Genomic DNA, 19621 nt, shown 5'->3' on the forward strand with positions numbered 1-19621 from the left:
TTTTGAATGGCTTGACAACATATATTAATATTTTATATAATTAAAAAGTATCTTGTTTTTTAGGAGATTGATTATGGAGAGAGAAAATTTTAAATCCAAACTTGGATTTATACTTGTAAGTGCAGGCTGTGCAATAGGTATCGGCAATGTATGGCGATTTCCTTTTGTTACAGGACAAAACGGCGGTGGAATTTTTGTACTGCTTTACCTGCTTTTCCTCGTAATTATGGGAATACCTGTACTCACAATGGAACTTGCTATTGGCAGAGCAAGCAAAAAAAGTGCCGTACTTGCCTATAAAACACTTGAAAAGCCAAAAAGCAAATGGCATATTCATGGCTGGTTCTGTATTCTCGGCTGTTACCTGCTGATGATGTATTACACACCTGTTTCCGGTTGGATGCTGAGCTACTTTTTCAAATTTGCTACCGGCACATTTGAAAGCGGAATGAGCTCCGAAGATGTAAGCAATGTATTTTCTAACCTTATGTCTAACCCTACCGAAATGATTATTTGGATGGCAATTATGGCAATCGCAGGATTTTTTGTATGCAGCAAAGGTATTCAGAACGGCATTGAAAAAGTAAGTAAAGTTATGATGATTTTATTGCTTACGCTTATAATCATACTTGCGGTAAACAGTCTTGCGCTTACAGGTGCAGCAGAGGGCATAAAATTTTACCTTGTGCCTGATATGGAAAAGGTTAAGTCCATAGGAATCGGACATATAATTACTTCTGCAATGAGTCAGGCTTTCTTTACACTTAGCCTTGGCATTGCGTCAATGGAAATATTCGGCAGTTATATGACAAGAGAAAAAACACTTCCGAGTGAATCTATTAAAATATGTATTCTCGATACCTTTGTTGCAATTACAGCAGGTCTTATTATCTTCCCTGCTTGTTTTTCTTACGGAGTGCAACCTGACCAAGGCCCTGCGCTGATATTCGTTACATTGCCAAATGTATTCGTCAATATGGCAGGCGGCAGAATATGGGGTACATTATTCTTTTTGTTTATGACATTCGCTTGTTTTTCAACGGTAATTGCCGTATTTGAAAACCTGATCTCATTCAGTATTGATATGTTCAATCTGAGCCGTACAAAAGCGGTAATAATTAACGCAATAATTATGCTTATTGGTTGTTTGCCATGTATATTCGGATTTAATATTTTAAGCGGATTTAGTATTTTTGGCAAAGGCGTACTTGATATTGAAGATTTTATTGTAAGCAATCTTCTTTTGCCTGTCGGTGCATTTTTGTATTCACTGTTCTGCTCAACAAAATTCGGTTGGGGATTTGACGGCTACTTAAATGAATGTAACCAAGGTAAGGGCATTAAATTTCCAAGATTTATAAAGCCGTATGTAAAATATATACTTCCTGTTCTTGTATTGATAGTATTCATTTCAGGATTTATACCGCAATGATAATCTAAGCAACACCACACAAAGGGAAATAATCTCTTGTGTGGTGTTTAATTTTGGATGAAAATGTTTGATACAAATTATTTTACTCAAATAATATAGGTTCATAGTCAATAGTTGGTGTTAAGAACATAGTTATTAAGTCTTCCCCTTGAGGTATTCCCTTGATAAGGAAAATGTCGCATAGCGACAAAGGGTTTGCCGTTTTCGCAGAAAAAAGCTGTCATGCAAGTGACTGATGAGGTGTGGAACTCGTTAAGAGTTCTTTTATATCAAAGTTTAGATTAGAAAAAAGCGCCGTAAATGGTGACACCACTTCCGTCATTTTCCCAGAAAATGCCATCTTTCCCTCAAAGTGGAAGGCTTTTTAGTTTGATAAAATTTTTATGATAACATCATTACCCCAACATTTAGAATAGAACCACTTTTAAAAAGAGTCCAAACAAAAAACGGGCGACAGCCTAAGCTATCGCCCGTAATTATAATAATAACAATTATCAGTATTTAATACTATTAACCAGCAAGTTCTTCGCCTGCATGACCTGTGCCTGTGAAGCCACCTGCAACATACTTCTGAAGAGCTGTTACATCAAGAACATTGACTTTGCCATTGCCGTCAACATCAGCAACTGCCTCATTAACAGTTACATCAGCATATTTAGCAATATACATCTGGAGAGTTGTGGTGTCGTTAGCATCAATCTTGCCGTCGCCGTTTACATCACCAATATATGTCTTAGGTACAGTATCTGTAACAGTTACAGTTATAACTGCACCTGTCTTTGAAGCATAATTGAAGTTTGAAAGGTCAATTCTGAGTGTTACATCAGCAAGCTCATATGGTACATTAACGATGAGGTTCTCACCATTGTATACAGCGTCAAATGCAACGCCGGATTCAGGTGTGAATTTCTCTTCTGCACCGCCCCAGCTGTCAGCCCATGTGCCGTTAGCTGCGAACTTAACCTGGTAGTTGTCAAACGCAGTTACATTGTGATATGTAATCTCATAAACCTTATCTGCAACCTGCTCCATCTCATTAGCTGTCTCATCCCAAGCTGCACCATTTAACCATGATGCATCATCAGGATCACCGTTACCAACAGCATGCATACTTGTGATTACAATATCTGTAACAAGCTTTACTGCATCGCCTGTTACTGTAATTTCGCTTGTTGATGGGTTGTATGTAACAGTAACATCACATGTATCTGTTACATCAAATGTTATATTATTGCCTGTAGCATCGCCAATCCAGTTCTGCTCGCCGTCAGCTGTATTTTCTACAACTTTAATCTGGAGCTTTTCAGCAGGAGCAACTCCGCTAAATACCTTTGTATATGTACCGTCAGCATTCTTTGTCATTACATTTTCAGGTGCTTCAGCAGGACTACCCTTCCATAAAACACCGCAAATCTCTTCTGAACCCGCTACTACATATGTAGATTCAGCTTCAGGTGTAACGCCGAGGTATTCAGCAATTTTTTCAGCAGATGCTGTGTTAGGATATGCTTCAGGATCAGCAAGCTCATCGGCATACTTAGATACATATAAATCGTAAACATCCTTAGGAGCTGCATTGATGAACTCGTTTGCACAAGTCTCCTGTACCTTTTCAGGAGTAAGCAAAGAAGCATTCTTTACACCATAGTCATGGAGGAACTGAGCTACCATTTCTTCAGCTGTGATACTTGTAGGAATGCTCTCGCCTACTACACGACCTGTTGATGTGATTTCGAGCTTAGGACCGTAAACAGCGGCATTAGCCTCGCTCTTCCAAACTGATCTATAGTCCTTTTTCTGTGAGTCTTGAGAGTTTTCGTATGTTTCGCCTGTAACAACGATTGTATCGCCGTAGCATGACTTGCCCATGGTTACATTACATGTCTGATAGCCCTTGTCGCCTACAATTGAGAAAATAGCTACATAATCCGCACCATCTTTAAGCGTTCTTTTATATTTTGCATCAATATCGTACGAATAGATGTTGCCACTGACATATTTACAGACCTCACCCTTTGTCTGCCATGAAGTTTCCTTATAATCAGGATCCCCGGCAACTGCATATGTATGAGCGTAAACCTTAAGTTCGCTTACATCTGTTTTTACTAAAGCGTCTGCCCAAATCTCGGTCGGAACTTCAAAATAAATTTTTGTGTCGGTTACATCTTCAGCTGCTGATACTGAAAAAGCGGTTACGGCAGATGTAGAAAATGCCATAAGTCCTGCAACTGTAAGACTGAGAACCTTATTTGTTTTTCTCATTGGAAAATCCTCCTTTTATTTACTCAAATTTGTGAGTATAATTATTATACACTATTTTTTAAAGAAATGCAAGGTATTTTATATAAATTAATAATTTTTTTATAAAAATTTTAACAACTAAATAAAAGTATATTACCACATTTTAATTGACATAAGCGGCAGTTTGTAGTATTATTTAATAGTATAATTTTATGTATATGATTTTGTAAATATTTGAAATGAGGTTACAGATATGGACAATTCAAAAAAGACTATGGAAAAAATTGTTGCTCTTTGTAAAGGCAGAGGCTTTGTATATCCGGGTTCGGAAATATACGGCGGACTTGCAAACACATGGGACTACGGCCCACTCGGTATGGCTCTCAAGAACAACATCAAGCAGGCTTGGCTCAAAAAGTTTGTTCAGGAAAACAAGTATAATGTAGGGCTTGACTCTGCAATTCTTATGAATCCGCAGACATGGGTAGCGTCAGGTCACCTCGGTGGTTTCTCTGACCCGCTTATGGATTGTAAGGAATGTAAAACCCGTCACCGTGCAGACAACCTTATCGAAGATTTTGACGGTACAAATGTAAGCGGCTGGTCAAACGAGAAAATGACTGAATATATTAAAGAAAAGCAGATTCCTTGCCCACAGTGCGGCAAGCATAACTTTACGGACATTCGTCAGTTCAACCTTATGTTTAAAACATTTCAGGGTGTTACAGAGGACAGTAAAAACGAAATCTATCTCCGTCCTGAAACAGCACAGGGTATCTTCGTAAACTTTGCAAACATTCAGAGAACAAGCCGTAAGAAAGTACCTTTCGGCGTTGCGCAGATCGGTAAGTCTTTCAGAAACGAGATTACACCGGGCAACTTTATTTTCCGTGTTCGTGAATTTGAGCAGATGGAACTTGAGTTCTTCTGCAAGCCGGGTACAGACCTTGAGTGGTTTGAGTATTGGAGAGGTTTCTGCCGTGATTGGCTCTATTCACTTGGTATGAAAGCTGAAAATCTCAGACTTCGTGACCATGCAAAAGAAGAGCTTTGCTTCTATTCAAAGGCTACAACCGACTTTGAGTATCTCTTCCCATTCGGTTGGGGCGAACTTTGGGGCGTTGCTGACAGAACCGACTATGACCTTACACAGCATATGAACACAAGCGGCAAGTCACTTGAATACTTTGACCCACAGACAAACGAAAAGTACATTCCATATGTAATTGAGCCGTCACTCGGTGTTGAGCGTCTGTTCCTTGCTATTATGGTTGAGGCTTACGATGAAGAAGTTATCGACGAGAAAGACACAAGAGTTGTTCTCCACCTCCACCCTGCGCTTGCACCGTTCAAGGCAACTGTTCTTCCTCTTTCTAAAAAGCTCAACGATAAAGCACAGGAAGTTCATGATATGCTTGCCAAAGACTTTATGGTTGATTACGATGATGCAGGTTCAATCGGTAAGCGTTACAGAAGACAGGACGAAATCGGTACACCGTTCTGCATTACATATGACTTTGAATCTGTTGATGACGGTTGCGTAACTGTTCGTGATCGTGACACAATGGCTCAGGAAAGAGTTGCAATCGACAAGCTCAACGAGTACATTGCAGAAAAAATTAAATTCTGATTTTTCTAAAATCAGGAGCACATAAATTAAAAGGCAGTAACATTCTACTCGGAGTGTTACTGCCTTTGTTTTTACAAATTATTCGTCAAGATAAGAATTAAGGAAAATTGATGCGAGGCTGTCAGGCAAAATATTCTTTCTTGCCTCTTCCTTTTCAAACCATTTATATTTATCAATTTCGCCGTTAGTGTTCAATTCACTGTCATCTTTCACAAATGCCGTAAAATTGCACATAAGGGTATTTGACGGTTCATAGAACTTAGTGCGATTAAATTTTATATGCGAAACCGTCATACCTGTTTCCTCTTTTATTGCTCTTGCAACAGCGTTTTTCTGACTGCTCGCCACGATTAATATAGCCTGCCACAAGAATATACACGGGCTTTCCGTAATGCTGAAAAAGCATAATTTTTCCGTTCTGCTCATTTACAACAATCATACTTACGGCGACATTATACACAGGAAATCTATACTGATTGCATTTCTCACAAAAAGGCACAATGTCCTCGCCTTCAAGCTCTTATTCAATAAGCTTTGCACCACATTCAAAGCAAAAAGCTATATGGTGATTTGATAAACAATTTATATATCATCAACTCTTAAGGTATTACTTTAATTATCCATTATATAATTACATAACAAAAACTCAGTAAATAAGCTAACTCAAATAGCTTATCTGCTGAGTTTTTTATTTACAAAAATATTTTTACGCTGATTATACGCATATTCTCACGCCCTTGGGTTGGTGCTTTCGGGCTTGCGAATATCTGTCAGCAGGAACTGCTCCCAAAGGTACCACTTGCCATCCTTGGCTTTGCGTAGTTTTATCGGACGGGGACTGTCTGCACCGCCAGAGCTTATGAAAAGCTTTGCTATTCCCTGTTCCTCATAGGAATACTGATTTTCGCTGACCTCAACGGTATATGGAGCATTTGGCTGATAGTCGTTTTCGGGTGTTGCCCCCACGAAATACGAGCGAGGTACATAGTCCTTTGCACGAAAACGGTCGGCGATGAATTGCTTATCTGCGCCGTTTAGCGGTCGAGGTCCACGCAAAAAATCAAGCATTTTTAATGACAGTTCACTGTTCTGCGGATAAAAGCAAAGGGCAAGCACCGTCATTGCCGCTGTCTGAAACGGAGTAGACATTGCCGCTGACGGCAAATTTATAAATTGCTCATAGCTTTGCGGCAAAGTATCAAACACAATTCTTTCGGTTTTGTTTCCTGCGTTTTGCACTGCTTGCTTTACGGAATTACCGACTTGGTTAATTGCTTTGCCGGCAAACATATCAAATAAGCCCATACTTAGCACTCCTTTACATCAAATTTATATAGCCCTGAGCAAAACTCCAAAAGTGTGATAAACACTGGATTTTTGCAGGGCGTTTTTTAATTTTATCACTATAAAATATAGAAACAGCCAACCAAATATCGTATAATTAAATTGCAACAAACCAACGAAAGGGGTTGGCTGTCATCTATCGCCAAGAAATTTTACAGGATATTACACTTTTCACTTCACAACCGAAAGCAAAATTCTATTCCGATTTTAGCTATGAACAAGGACGGAAAGTGTCGCAGTGAGGGAAGAATCAGGCAAAAATACTGCTGTCCCTTCAGAAATTCAAAATTCGGTTGTTGTCCCTGTAATCATAAAAACCGGAACAACGGTAAAAAACATAAAGGCTGTAAAAAATACATTACCGTTCCCGATGATTACAGACTTTCCATTGACCGTAACTGTAATCTCTTTTAAGAAAATTTATTCGCTTAGAACCGAAGCTGAACGATACAATGCTCGTTTCAAACAGACCGGTCAGGAGCGGCTTTGGGTTCACAGTGAAAATGCTGCAAAAAATCTCAATACCATTGCTCATATTGCTTTGCTTGCCGTTGCTTATGCTGCTTTCATCACTAATTCGAATTATTCTGTTCGTTGCTTAAAATCTGCTAAAAGAATTGCTTAGCTCGAAAGACTTAATATTTCAAGGTAAGTTTTGAACATTTTGTTCAAGGCTTGCTTTGCTGTGCACTTGTGTTTGCTTTTTATCTCATAAGCTCTTTATTTAGTTTTCAATCCATGCGTTTTGCTCATCACTATTTAATTACGGTATATTTATATTATACCTCATTGTCTAACAAAAGGGGAGCATTTCATTTTATACTTTGATTATCTTTTCAAATTTAATTCCGGATGTCTTTTCGGCAATCTATCCTTAATAAAACATCGGGGTAAATAAAACAAGATAATTCTTTAATATTTTGAAAATTGTCGTTTTGTCAATCGGATAGATATCCGTTAAGATGTGTACTGTGCCACTTCCACGCAGTTTCTATAATTGTTGAAAGATCATCATATTCGGGCTTCCAGCCAAGGATATTCTTTGCCTTGTCGCTTGAAGCGATAAGTATGGCAGGGTCGCCTGCTCTGCGTTCTTCTTCAATTACTTTTATCTCTTTTCCTGTGACCTTTTTAGCCGTTTCAATAACCTCTCTTACCGAGAAGCCGACGCCGTTGCCGAGGTTAAAAATATTGCTTTCGCCGCCGTTTAACAGATACTTAACAGCAAGGATATGTGCCTGTGCAAGGTCTGTAACATGAATATAGTCACGGATGCAGGTTCCGTCAGGTGTGTTGTAATCGGTTCCGAATATGCTTATATGGTCCCTTGTACCGTTTGCCGCCTGCAAAATAATCGGGATAAGATGGGTTTCCGGGTTGTGCGCCTCGCCGATTTTTCCACTGATATGAGCACCGCAGGCGTTGAAGTAACGCAGTGAAACATACTTCAAGCCGTGTGCCTGCTGAGTCCAATAGAACATTCTCTCCATTGCTTTTTTTGTTTCACCGTAGCAGTTAGTCGGATTGGTCGGATCATCTTCAAGAATAGGTGTATGTTTTGGTTCGCCGTAGGTTGCCGCTGTTGATGAAAATACAATATTTTTGATATTGTGTGCAACAAGCGATTCAAGCAGTACCTTTGTTCCGCAAAGGTTGTTGTCGTAGTACTTAAGCGGATTTATCATACTTTCGCCGACAAGTGAATTTGCCGCAAAATGAATAACTGCGTCAATGCCATTCTCCTTGTCAAGAACAGCGTCTATTTCCACTCTGTTTCTCAAATCGCCCTTGTAAAACTTTGCCTTTGGATGCACAGCCTCAATATGACCCGTTTCAAGGTTGTCGAAAATTACAACCTCGTTGCCCTGCTCGATAAGTCTGTAAACAGTGTGCGAGCCGATATATCCGGCACCTCCGAGCACAAGAATTTTCATGGTTTTTCTCCTTTCCGGAAATTATCTCTGTCATTTTATTCATCAAGTAAAAGCCAACTAAAACCATATGGCTTTAGTTCAATGGAAATACTGCACACCTCATCATCAGTGAATAAATCTCTTCCGCTTTTTACACCGTCAAGAAATACGGATTGATGGTTATCACTAAAATTAAAATATGCAAGCAGCTTTTTATTTTCATATTCTCTGCAAATTCCCAGAACGCTGTCAGAACCTGTATCCACTGTCTGAAAATCTGCTTCTGCTCTGAAAACCTCGTTTTCGGCTCTGCATTTTTCAAGTTTCTGAATACTCTGAAAAATCCTGCCCTGAACCGTATCTGAGTCATCGCAGTTTTCGGCAAGTTTCCAATTAAACTTTCCTCTGTGCAGATAACGGCTGTCAACACTCTTTTCGGGATTATCGTGATAGCTGTAATCATTGAGCTGTCCTATTTCATCGCCGCTGTAAAGAACGGGAATACCGCTTTGCGTGAGCATATAAGCGTGGAGCATAATATCACAGTCAATTGATTTTTCAAGCTTGTCCGTATCTTTTTCTTCAAGTGCAGCTTCTATTCCGCAAAGACTTGCCGTTGTTCCGCAAAGCCGAGCGTCACCGAGCCTTGGGTCATTATTATAAAGCTCTCCCCTTGCGTTGCTGTCGGGAAACTTTCCCGTAAAATAATCATTAAGGAATTTTTTATGCGGTATCTCGCTTATGCCGAATTGCTTTAGCCAATCATAATCCAGTCCCCAGCCTATGTCATCGTGACAACGCAGGTAGTTTAAAAAGATATAATCTTTCGGCAACTCGGAAAGCTGATTCATCTGACGTTTAAGAAGTCTTACATCTTTTGTTGCAACGGTGTGCCATGTACTTGCCATCGTTGTTACATTATAAAGCATATGACATTCAGGCTTTTCAACAGTTCCGAAATAAGGCACAACCTTTGACGGCTCCATAACAACCTCACCCAAGAGCAGTACGGAGGGACAGACAATTTCCGTTATTATTCGCATCATTCTGACGAGTGAATGAACCTTAGGAAGATTACGGCAGCTTGTTCCAAGCTCCTTCCAGATATACGGAACAGCATCAAGTCTTATAACATCAATTCCTCGGTTTGCAATTGAAAGCATATTTCCGACCATATCATTGAACACTACGCAGTTTCCGTAGTTCAAATCCCATTGATAAGGATAAAAGGTAGTCATCACAATTTTATCGCAGTCGTCAAGATAAGTAAAATTACCCGGTGCTGTTGTCGGAAAGACCTGCGGAACAGTCTGTTCAAACTTATTGGGATATTCCCAATCATCAAAGAAAAAATATCTTTTTTGAGCTTCAGTATCGCCGTTTCGTGCTGCTCTTGCCCACTCGTGGTCCTCACTTGTGTGATTCATAACGAAATCAAGACAACAGCTTATTCCGTTTTTATGACACTCGGCTGTCAGCTTTTCAAGTTCAGCCATTGTGCCAAGCTCGTGCTGAACCTTTCTGAAATCAGATACGGCATATCCGCCGTCACTCCTGCCCTTTGGAGTTTTCAGTAATGGCATAAAATGCAAATAATTAACCCCGCATTTCTTCAGATAGTCAATTTTTTCTCTTACACCTTCAAGGTTGTCTGCAAAAGCGTCAACATACAACATCATACCGATTATATTCTTCGTTTTATACCAATCGGGATTTTTCTCTTTTTCTATGTCAAGCTTTTTCAATGAGCTTTTTCGGCTCTTGTAATACTCGTATAATGAATTACATAACCAGGAAAAGGCTTTCATATCATTGTTATAAACTTCACAATACAGCCATTTCAGCTCATCATAGCGTTTTGAAAAGCGTTCAACAAATTCCTTTTCCCACTTAGCTGATTTATTCACTACTCATCACCTCAATTTATGGTAATCTGTCAATCTCTCCGATAGTAGGCATAGCAGGTATCGCACCGCTTCTGCTTGTTGTAATTGCCGCCGCATTGTTTGAAAATGCCAGCATATCCTTTATTTCGTCCTCCGTCAGGTCTGACGGGTTGTATTTTTCCATATATGCCATACGGCTTAAAAATGCGCCGAAGAATGTATCGCCTGCACCGTTTGTATCTGCAACCGTAACGCTTACGCCGTCAACAATTCCTGCGCAATCTTTAAAGCGATAATATGCACCCTTTGCGCCGAGAGTTACAAGAACGAGCTTAATATTATACTTGTCACATAAGTATTTTGCTCCGTCTTCAACATCGGTTTTTCCGCTGATAAGAGGTAATTCCTCATCTGATACTTTTAATATATCTACTAAATCAAGCGGTTTTTTCATCTGTTCAACTGCTTCATCTAAGCTGCTCCAAAGGCTCTCTCTGTAATTCGGGTCATATGAAATTACCGCTCCGAACGATTTTGCACGCTTGACTGCTGAGATTGTTGCCGTTCTTGATGGTTCAGCGGTAAGGCTGACAGAGCCGAAGTGAAGTATATGCGTATTGCTCAGATGCAAATCGATTATTTCGTATTCAGATAACAATGTGTCGGCACTGTTTTTTCTATAGAAAGCAAAGCTGCGCTCTCCGTTTTCGTTTACCGAAACTACCGCAAGCGTTGTGTTGGCACTTTTATCGGTAATAACGCCGTCTGTACTGACATTGTACTTTTTTAGTGTATCGCACAGAAATTTTCCGAAAGAATCGTTACCGACCTTTCCGATAAACGCAGTTTTTGCGCCAAGCTTTGAAGCCGCTACTGCAACATTGGCAGGTGCTCCACCTGGATTTGCTGTGTATATCGGAATTCCTTTATCCGAAATTCCCGTTTGTGTAAGATCAATCAGTATTTCTCCCACAGTAGTAATATCAAACACTTTAAAGCACCTCTGTAAACCTTATAAAATCGGAAACTCCCTTTTCGGTTCTCTTGAATACTCCGGCATCACAAAGCACCTGTTCAAATACTTTTCCGACCTCAAGCCGAAGTATGTCTTCTGCATTAGCTTCGGAAAATTCCGGATAACGCAATAAAATATCCTTTGCCCACCGGGCATGTGAAGCTGTTGCAGGATTTGAGTTAAGGTCTGCTCCTGCAAGCATTGCCTTCTTCACTTCTTCTAATTCAACTGCAAGCCTTGCAGGAAGAACGGCAAGTCCCATCACCTCAATAAGACCTATATTCTCTTTTTTTATGTGATGCAGTGATTGATTTGGGTGGAACACACCGAGAGGACGCTCATCGGAAGTAATATTATTGCGAAGTACAAGGTCACACTCGTAGTTATCGCCGTTCATTCTCGCAATAGGAGTTACCGTATTGTGCGGCACTCCTTCGGTTTCGGCAAATATTCCTGCATTCGGATCACTGTAACCTCTCCACTTTTCAAGGACATAACTGCAAGCCTTTGAAAGTTCTTCCCTATTCTTGCTTTTCAGTCTAATTACGGACATAGGCCATTTTACAATGCCTGCCGTTACTTCAGGGAAATCCGACAAGGAGAATTCTTTTTCTATCTCCGCTTTAGCCATTGCGAATGTGTAATTTCCGCCCTGAAAATGCTCGTGGCTTAAAATTGAACCTCCGACAATCGGCAAATCTGCATTTGAGCCTACAAAATAATGAGGAAATTTATCTATAAAATCAAACAGCTTTTCAAATACGGCTGAGTCTATCTTCATCGGAATATGCTTTTCATTGAACACAATACAATGCTCGTTGTAATAGCCGTAAGGAGAATATTGAAGCTGCCAGCTTTCACTGCAAATATCAATAGGAATCGGACGGAGATTTTGTCTTGCAGGGTGATTTTTGTTTCCTGCAAAGCCTGCGTTTTCAGGGCAAAGCTGACATTTCGGATATGCTGTTGCCTTTGCTGTTCTTGCCGCCGCAATATCACGGGGATCTTTTTCCGGCTTTGAACGGTTTATGGTAATATCGAGCGTGCCGTATTCCGACTCATACTGCCATCGAATATCCTTTGCGATTCTTCCTGCTCTTACATAATTAAGCTTTTGGCTTATATCATAATACCAGTCGGTAGCCTTTTCAGGCGACTGCGAGCAGAGCTGATTGAACTTGCCGATGATCTCCCTTGGGAATGGTGTGACAATTCCCATAAGCTTTGTATCAAACAAATCACGTGATGCAGTTGTGTCATCAATTATTTTGTTTTCGCAAGCATAATCTGTAAGCCTGTTCAAAATATCATCAATTACGAAGTTATTTTCGATAACTTCAGGTTCTTCCCAGTCATAAACGCAGAGTGCGTCCATAAGCTGATTTCTTATTACATATTCATCTTCTTTTTCAATCAGTCCGCTTTTTATTGAATAATTTATCAGTTTCTGAATTTCATTACAAATCATAAAAACCACCCTTATGCAGTAATTTCAATTCCGCCTACAGGTCTTATGCGAAGAACATAACAGCTGCCCTCGCCGAAAATCCTGTTCATTTCATCGGAATATTCATTGATTTTTTTAACAGGAACAAATGCCTGAATCGTTCCTGCAAAGCCTCCTCCGTGAACTCTTACTGCACCGCTATCCTGTAAAATTCGTTTACTCATCATTATTGCAAGCGGTATTCCCTGTTCAGTCGGCTTTTTGTAGGAATACAGATTTTGCAAAAGGTTTGCAGACGACTCACCCGACTGACGAACAAGCTCAAAAAATCTGTCGGTATCACCGTTTTCAAGTGCCTGTGCCTCTTGTTCAGCTCTTGTGTTTTCACCGAAAAAGTGTGCGGCTCTCATAATTTCACGGTCTGTGCAGGTGTTTCGTAGTTTCGGAACAGCCTCATAGAAGCTTTCCTCATCGACCTCACGCAAAACATTCTTTCCGAAATAAGCTGCAACCCTTTTCATTTCGGACGGTACGGCAACATAGTCCTCGGTTAAATCAGAATGACTGCCCTTTGTATCGGTTATGCAAATACTGTAACCTGCCTTTTCAAAATCAAAGCTGTGTTTTTCGATAATCGGCTCTGATGTATTGAGAAAGTCGATATAAACAAATCCTCCGACCGAGCTTACCATCTGGTCCATAAGACCGCTGCCCTTGCCGAAATATTTATTTTCTGCATATTGTCCGATTTTTGCAATCTCAACACTGCCTGCATTGCCGCCGTTGTAGTGCAAATCAATAATTGTACCTATGAGCGTTTCAAACGCCGCTGACGATGAAAGTCCGCTTCCGCTCAACACATCTGAAGTCGTGTAGGCATCGAAACCACCCATAGCAACGCCCTTATCATTAAAATATGACGCTATACCCCTGATGATTGAGGCTGACCTTCCCTTTTCTTCGGTATGAACACTAAGGTCGGATAAATCTATTAAATCCTTCTCATAACCCTTTGATTTCAGTCTTATTACTCCGTCATTATGAAAAGATACAACCGCAATAACATCAAGATTCACTGCTGCCGCCAATACACATCCGTGCTGATGGTCTGTGTGATTTCCTCCGATTTCCGTTCTGCCGGGGGCAGAATAGATTTTTATATCTTCACGCTCCGGATAAAGTTCTTTAAAGCTTTTTACCGCTTCTGTATAACGCTTCTTCTGTTTCTCAATTTCAAGCTGTGACTCACCGTATAATTTTTTCAGTAAACTGTCAAATTCACCGCTGTTTAGTCTATCAATAAAAGCTTGTGGTTTCATATTGTATTCTCCGTTCCGTATAATTATACTTCTTTGAGATGCAGTTCAATCGGGAAGAAATCTCCCCAAGGCTTCGGAAGAAGGATACCGCCTTCCATTAATGCCTTTCCTGTATAAATTGTGTTATCGCCGTCAACAACATATTTCTTATTGGAAATCAATCCACGCAGCTTTACGGAATATCTTGTCATATTAGGCTCTGTTCGGAATATCATTCCGTGAACAAGTACCTCACCGGAATTTTCAGACACAAACGACCAGATTGCAAATTTATCCGTCATAGGATTGCTTAATCGGTAGTATCTGCCGTTATGAATTAACGGGCCGTATTTTTTAAAGCGTTTATTCTGCTCGATAACCGCATTTTTTTCTTCTTCCGAAAGCGTGTTTAAGTCAAGCTCATAGCCAAAGCTGCCGCTCATAGCCGTAACTGCTCTTGTTTCAAAAGGAGTAATTCTGCCTGTCTGATGGTTTGGTACAATTGAAACATGAGAACCGATTGTTGATATTGGATAGAAAAATGAGGTTCCGTACTGAATCTTCGTCCTCTCGTATGCATCGGTATCATCACTGCACCAAATCTGCGGGCAATAGTAAAGTATGCCTGCATCAAAACGACCTCCGCCGCCGCTGCAGCCCTCAAAGAGAATGTGCGGAAATTCAGAAGTGAGTCTGTCCAAAAGTTCATACAATCCCAGAACATATCTGTGCTGCATTTCTCCCATATTTTCAACAGGAAGCTCTGCGCTGTACCAATCGCAGATACTGCGGTTCATATCCCACTTCACATACGAAATATCGGCACTGCTCAATACATCACTGATAACCTTGAATAAATAGTCACGAACATCCTGACGTGTCATATCAAGAACAAGCTGATAACGGCTTCTTGTCGGCTTTCTGTTTGGTATCTGAATCGCCCATTCAGGGTGAGTTCTGTAAAGCTCGCTGTCCTCGGATACCATTTCAGGCTCAAACCATATGCCGAACTTCATACCATAGGACTTGACCTTTTCAACCAGAGTGTTCAAGCCGCCTTTTAGTTTTTCTTCATTGACAAACCAGTCGCCAAGACCGGAAGTATCGCTGTCCCTCTTACCAAACCAGCCGTCATCCATTACAAACATATCAACACCGAGCTTTGACGCTTCCTTTGCAATGTTCTCCAAGCGTTCTTCATTGAAATCAAAGTAGGTAGCTTCCCAGTTGTTAATAAGTACGGGACGCTCGGACTGCTTATATTCACCTCTGCAAATGTTGTTTCTTATTACATTATGAAAATTATGTGAAAGCGTTTCCATACCGCTGTCGCTATAAGACAATATAACCTCGGGTGTACTAAACTGCTCATTCGGCTTTAACTCCCAGCTGAAACACTCGCTGTTTATGCCCATAAGCATACGCACCTGATTAAGCTGAGTAAGCTCAATTTTTGTCTGAAAAGAACCGCTGTAAACAAGTAACGCACCTATACACTCTCCGCTTGTTTCCGTACAATCGTTACTGCAAAGCAGAACAGAAGGGTTTTGCTGGTGGCTTGAAGTTCCTCTGTTGCTTGAGCTTTCCTGAACACCGTGAAACAGACTTCTGCGTTCAACTAATCTCTCCATTATGTGACGGCCGTGAAAATGCACCCAATCCCAATCGCCATGAGGAATATCCAGACACAAGCTGAACGCCTTTGTAATTTTACACGGAGCGTCACCCATATTGCAGAAAACCGCACTTCTGGTAATTATGTCCTTCTTCTCAAGTACGCCGTACTTTAGAATCACACGAATATCCGACGAAGTATCCTTGAGGTATATTTCGAGTGTTTCCGCTTCATCTTCATCAGCGTAAACAGCAGGCAACCCTGAAATTACATACTTTCCCTTTTTGATTTCATAACCGTCAAAACGCAAATCAAGGGCGTCACTACCGTTCGGGTGAGTGATTGCCGCCGCCGGAATTCTGTGATCGCCTATTCCTTTGCAGGAGTATTCAAGCGGCATTGTATCAAGAGAATAGTCTCTTTTGTTTTCTGCCTCATAAATATTACCCGAGAAACCGAGATCGGGATAATCAAGCAGATATTCCATATCGCACTCCGTGCGTGAGCCGTACCATATATGCTTAAGCACTCCGTATTCGTCTGCCTTTATCTGATACATAGAGTGAAGTGTTTCCAAATAAAAATTTCTGCCTTGTTCTGTAACTCTGATAGCCATAAATATCACCTTATTGTTTAATATTAATTCAATGGGAGAAGCTTATATAAAACTTCTCCCCTTTTACTAACCCTTTACTGCACCGTTTGCAACTCCGCCGATAATCTGCTTCTGGCAGACTACATAGAATATAAGAATAGGAATTAACGAGAGCAGATATGATGCAAATGCAAGATTGTAGTTTGTTCCGAATTGCGTCTGGAAATTAAGCTGTGCAAGCGGAAGCGTTGTATTCTCCGAGCCTGACATAATAACAAGAGGTGTCATTACATCGTTCCATGTACCCAATGCCGTAAGCACTGCAACGGTAGCGTGCATAGGCTTCATCATCGGGAAAATAACCGTCCAATATGTTTTCCATGTTGAAGCGCCGTCGATTTCAGCCGCTTCCTCCATATCAAGAGGAATATTCTTTAGATAGCCGCTGTATAGCATAACATTCATAGGCATATAGAAAACAAGATAAAGGAGAATTACACCGATAGGATTTGCAAGTCCGATTTGTGCAGTTTCCTTTACAAGAGGCATCATAAGGATTGCAAACGGAACAAACATACCGCTTACTATGTAGAAATAAGCTAACTTGTAGCCCTTTTTTCTTCTCATATTTCTGCCGATAACATAACCGGCTATTGAGTGAATAAGAACTGATAAAATAATTGTGATGCCTGTGATTATCAAGCTGTTAGAAAGTGCACTCCAGAAGTTTGTCACCCTCATTGCCTCTGCAAAGTTATCAAAACTCCAGCTACTCGGCGGAGCTAACGCACCGGCAACATCGTTTGTCATTTCCGAAGGATTTTTAAAGGCGATAATAACCGTCATATAAAGAGGAAACAGAACTGTAAGACAGCCTAATATAAGCACAAAGGTCAAAAACCAGTTCGTTCCCTGTTTTCTTTTTAGTCTTCTCATAGCTGTTCCTCCTTTTTACCTGTCATTCTCATCTGAATAACGGAAATAGTAACAATAAGAATAAAGAATATTACGGCATTTGCACTTTGGAAACCAAACTGACCTCCGTCCATACCGTTTCTGTAAATCAGGTAGGATATTGATTCGGTGCTCTGTGCAGGTCCGCCCTTGGTCAAGGACATAATCTGGTCGAAAACCATAAGCATATTCTTTGTACTTAAAACAAGATTTATTGAGATAAACGGCATCAAAAGCGGAAGCGTTATTTTTCTGAATGTAAGAAATTTTCCTGCACCGTCAATCCTCGAAGCCTCATACACATCCTCGGGAATGGTCTGCAAGCCGGAAATATAAATAATCGTATTCATAGCAACCGCCTGCCATACACCTACTATCAAAACGCCTATCCACGCATAACGCTCATCTGCAAGAATACTGTTCTGAATCCACTCAATGTTGAAGGTTTCACCGACAGCAGGAATAATGTATGTAAAAATGAAGCTGAAAATGTAACCTACAATCAATCCTCCGAGAATGTTCGGAACAAAGTAGATACCTCTTAATGTGCTTTTAAATCGAATCTTGCTGTTTAATGCAAGTCCCATAAGAAGGCTGATAACATTTACAAGTATTGTTCCTACAATCGCATATTTAAATGTAAAGAAATAAGAATTCCATACCCTTGAATCTGTAAACAAATCAAAGTAATTTCTTAAACCTACAAAATCCCAGCTGCCATAGCCTCTGTAGTTTGTGAAACTGTAGAAAGCACCGATTATAAGCGGCAAAGTATTAAACGCAAAGAACAGAATTACTACCGGGATAAGCATACCAAGATATGTTCTGCTCTTACTTGACAATCGTCTTCCGGATTTCATTTTTTAGCCTCCTTTTCATAGTCCTGAACCTTTTGAATCAGGTCACGGTTATAGCGTACCCATTCATCATCAAATCGTTTCAGGAATTTATCGGTTGCGTCACTGCTGTTGTCCATAAGATAGGTCTGAATCATAGCGTCAACGCTCATCTCACTGGGATAATGGTGATCCTGATAGTCAGTCATTCTGCCTTCCTCAATATAACTGCTCATTCCGTCAAGAATTGAGGGCAGCTTAAAATCTCCGTTCTTGCAAGGGATTGAATTCTGTTCGTCAAGATAAATCTGTATTGTTTCATCCTCATACAGATAACGAAGCACCTCATACACAGCCTCTTTATTCTTGCTGTTCTTCATAACACAGAATTGAAGGTCAACACCCGAATTAAGCACATTGTCTTTCTCATCGTCATTTGCAGGGAATACAAATGAATCAATGTTAATATCGGGATTAACCGATTTAATCTGAGGAACGGCATAGCTGCCTATGGGATACATTGCTGCCTGTCCTCTTGCAAAAGCTGTACAGGCATCGTTATAGCCGTAAGCGTACGGATTCGGTTCGCAGTAGTCAAGCAGAGTTTTTATCTTTTCGGCTGTTTCTCTGTACTCCTTGCTGAAGGTGGTTTTGCCTGCATTCACCTGTGCGCAGGTATCAGATGGTGAAAGACCGACAGCAAGAGCATTCCAAGGAGCAAGACAAGTCCACGTATCTTTATAGCCAAAATATAACGGTTGAACTCCCGAAGCCTTGATTGTTTCGCAAAGTTCTGTAAACTCCGTCCATGTCTGCGGTATTTTCCAACCGTTTTTCTCGAACATATCCTTGTTGTAAAGGATACCTGCCGCATTTGCTACATAGGGCAATGCGTACACACCGTCTGTAGGAATAAACTCAAGCTCGTCCTCAATATCCATATAAGCCTGCTTAATATCGGATACACCCTCAAAATCTGATATATCCATAAACATATCGGCGTCAAGGAAATTTGAGTAGTTAATATCTCCGCCTATTCCAACAATGTCAGGATAATCCTCACGAATAAAGCGTGTCTTTAATATAGTCATTGCTTCATTAGGAGATTGAATTGTGAGGTGGATATTGTCGTGAGTATTATTGAAGCCTTCCTCAATTTTCTCAAACGCAGCAACCGCCTCTGGTTTGTACTGTACAAGCTCAACTTCGATTTTATCTGTACCTTCTGAATTACAACCGCTCAACATCAGCGAGGACAGCATAGCAACTATCAAAAATGAACTCAACAGTTTTTTTGTCTTTCTCATAGCATTTCCTCCTTTAATTTTCATATTAATCTGTATCTTTTGTATAAATTGTACCAATTTTTTCGCATACGGTAAATATCAAATTGCAACATAATTATGTAAAAAATC

General features: G+C 40.4%; 15 protein-coding genes. 3 read left to right on the forward strand and 12 right to left on the reverse strand.

What is annotated here, in order from left to right; genetic code table 11:
• The first annotated feature begins 73 nt into the window (after window positions 1–73).
• Complete coding sequence (locus DXC23_RS03025) at window positions 74–1432, forward strand: sodium-dependent transporter (RefSeq protein WP_117704708.1); 1359 nt, start codon at window positions 74–76, stop codon at window positions 1430–1432.
• 510 nt (window positions 1433–1942) lie between these two features.
• Here DXC23_RS03025 and DXC23_RS03030 read toward each other — a convergent pair.
• Window positions 1943–3694, reverse strand: coding sequence for a dockerin type I domain-containing protein (locus tag DXC23_RS03030; protein WP_117704709.1), 1752 nt, complete (start codon window positions 3692–3694; stop codon window positions 1943–1945).
• A 232-nt stretch (window positions 3695–3926) separates the two neighbouring features.
• On the opposite strand from DXC23_RS03030, the gene DXC23_RS03035 reads away from it, so the two are divergent.
• On the forward strand, window positions 3927–5303 hold the full coding sequence (locus DXC23_RS03035; protein ID WP_117704710.1) for a glycine--tRNA ligase: 1377 nt from the start codon (window positions 3927–3929) through the stop codon (window positions 5301–5303).
• 78 nt (window positions 5304–5381) lie between these two features.
• On the opposite strand, the gene DXC23_RS03040 is transcribed toward DXC23_RS03035, so the two are convergent.
• The gene (locus DXC23_RS03040) at window positions 5382–5729 is read right to left on the reverse strand and encodes an NUDIX domain-containing protein (RefSeq protein WP_242997387.1); all 348 of its coding nucleotides are present in this window, start codon (window positions 5727–5729) and stop codon (window positions 5382–5384) included.
• Between the two features lie 303 nt (window positions 5730–6032).
• Window positions 6033–6608, reverse strand: a complete 576-nt coding sequence (locus DXC23_RS03045; protein WP_117704711.1) for a hypothetical protein — start codon at window positions 6606–6608, stop codon at window positions 6033–6035.
• Window positions 6609–6885: 277 nt separating this feature from the next.
• Here DXC23_RS03045 and DXC23_RS03050 point away from each other — a divergent pair, with 277 nt between their 5' ends.
• Window positions 6886–7272: a hypothetical protein gene (locus DXC23_RS03050; RefSeq protein WP_242997388.1), complete on the forward strand. Its 387-nt coding sequence runs from the start codon at window positions 6886–6888 to the stop codon at window positions 7270–7272.
• Between the two features lie 313 nt (window positions 7273–7585).
• Here the strand turns inward: DXC23_RS03050 and galE are convergent, their stop codons facing one another.
• From galE to DXC23_RS03095, 9 genes are all read right to left on the reverse strand, one after another.
• Window positions 7586–8581: a UDP-glucose 4-epimerase GalE gene (gene galE / locus DXC23_RS03055; RefSeq protein ID WP_117704712.1), complete on the reverse strand. Its 996-nt coding sequence runs from the start codon at window positions 8579–8581 to the stop codon at window positions 7586–7588.
• Between the two features lie 35 nt (window positions 8582–8616).
• Window positions 8617–10467 (reverse strand): alpha-amylase family glycosyl hydrolase, encoded by a 1851-nt coding sequence (locus tag DXC23_RS03060; RefSeq protein WP_242997389.1) that lies wholly within the window; start codon window positions 10465–10467, stop codon window positions 8617–8619.
• A 16-nt stretch (window positions 10468–10483) separates the two neighbouring features.
• On the reverse strand, window positions 10484–11437 hold the full coding sequence (locus tag DXC23_RS03065) for a carbohydrate kinase (protein WP_117704713.1): 954 nt from the start codon (window positions 11435–11437) through the stop codon (window positions 10484–10486).
• A gap of 1 nt (window position 11438) precedes the next feature.
• Window positions 11439–12929, reverse strand: a complete 1491-nt coding sequence (locus DXC23_RS03070) for a UDP-glucose--hexose-1-phosphate uridylyltransferase (protein WP_117704714.1) — start codon at window positions 12927–12929, stop codon at window positions 11439–11441.
• Window positions 12930–12940: 11 nt separating this feature from the next.
• On the reverse strand, window positions 12941–14227 hold the full coding sequence (locus tag DXC23_RS03075; protein ID WP_117704715.1) for a galactokinase family protein: 1287 nt from the start codon (window positions 14225–14227) through the stop codon (window positions 12941–12943).
• Between the two features lie 23 nt (window positions 14228–14250).
• Entirely contained in the window at window positions 14251–16437 is a 2187-nt protein-coding gene (locus tag DXC23_RS03080; protein WP_117704716.1) for an alpha-galactosidase, read from the reverse strand.
• 66 nt (window positions 16438–16503) lie between these two features.
• Window positions 16504–17352 (reverse strand): carbohydrate ABC transporter permease, encoded by an 849-nt coding sequence (locus tag DXC23_RS03085; protein WP_117704717.1) that lies wholly within the window; start codon window positions 17350–17352, stop codon window positions 16504–16506.
• Window positions 17349–18230 carry a sugar ABC transporter permease gene (locus DXC23_RS03090; RefSeq protein ID WP_117704718.1) on the reverse strand — a complete coding sequence of 294 codons (882 nt, stop codon included), beginning with the start codon at window positions 18228–18230 and terminating at the stop codon, window positions 17349–17351. Before DXC23_RS03090 ends, DXC23_RS03085 begins: the two co-directional genes overlap by 4 nt.
• A complete protein-coding gene (locus DXC23_RS03095; protein ID WP_117704719.1) occupies window positions 18227–19513 on the reverse strand; it encodes an extracellular solute-binding protein in 1287 nt (428 codons plus the stop codon). Before DXC23_RS03095 ends, DXC23_RS03090 begins: the two co-directional genes overlap by 4 nt.
• Window positions 19514–19621: the final 108 nt, after the last annotated feature.

Origin of the sequence: Eubacterium sp. OM08-24 (assembly GCF_003438075.1) — a bacterium.
Lineage (GTDB): Bacteria > Bacillota > Clostridia > Oscillospirales > Acutalibacteraceae > Ruminococcoides.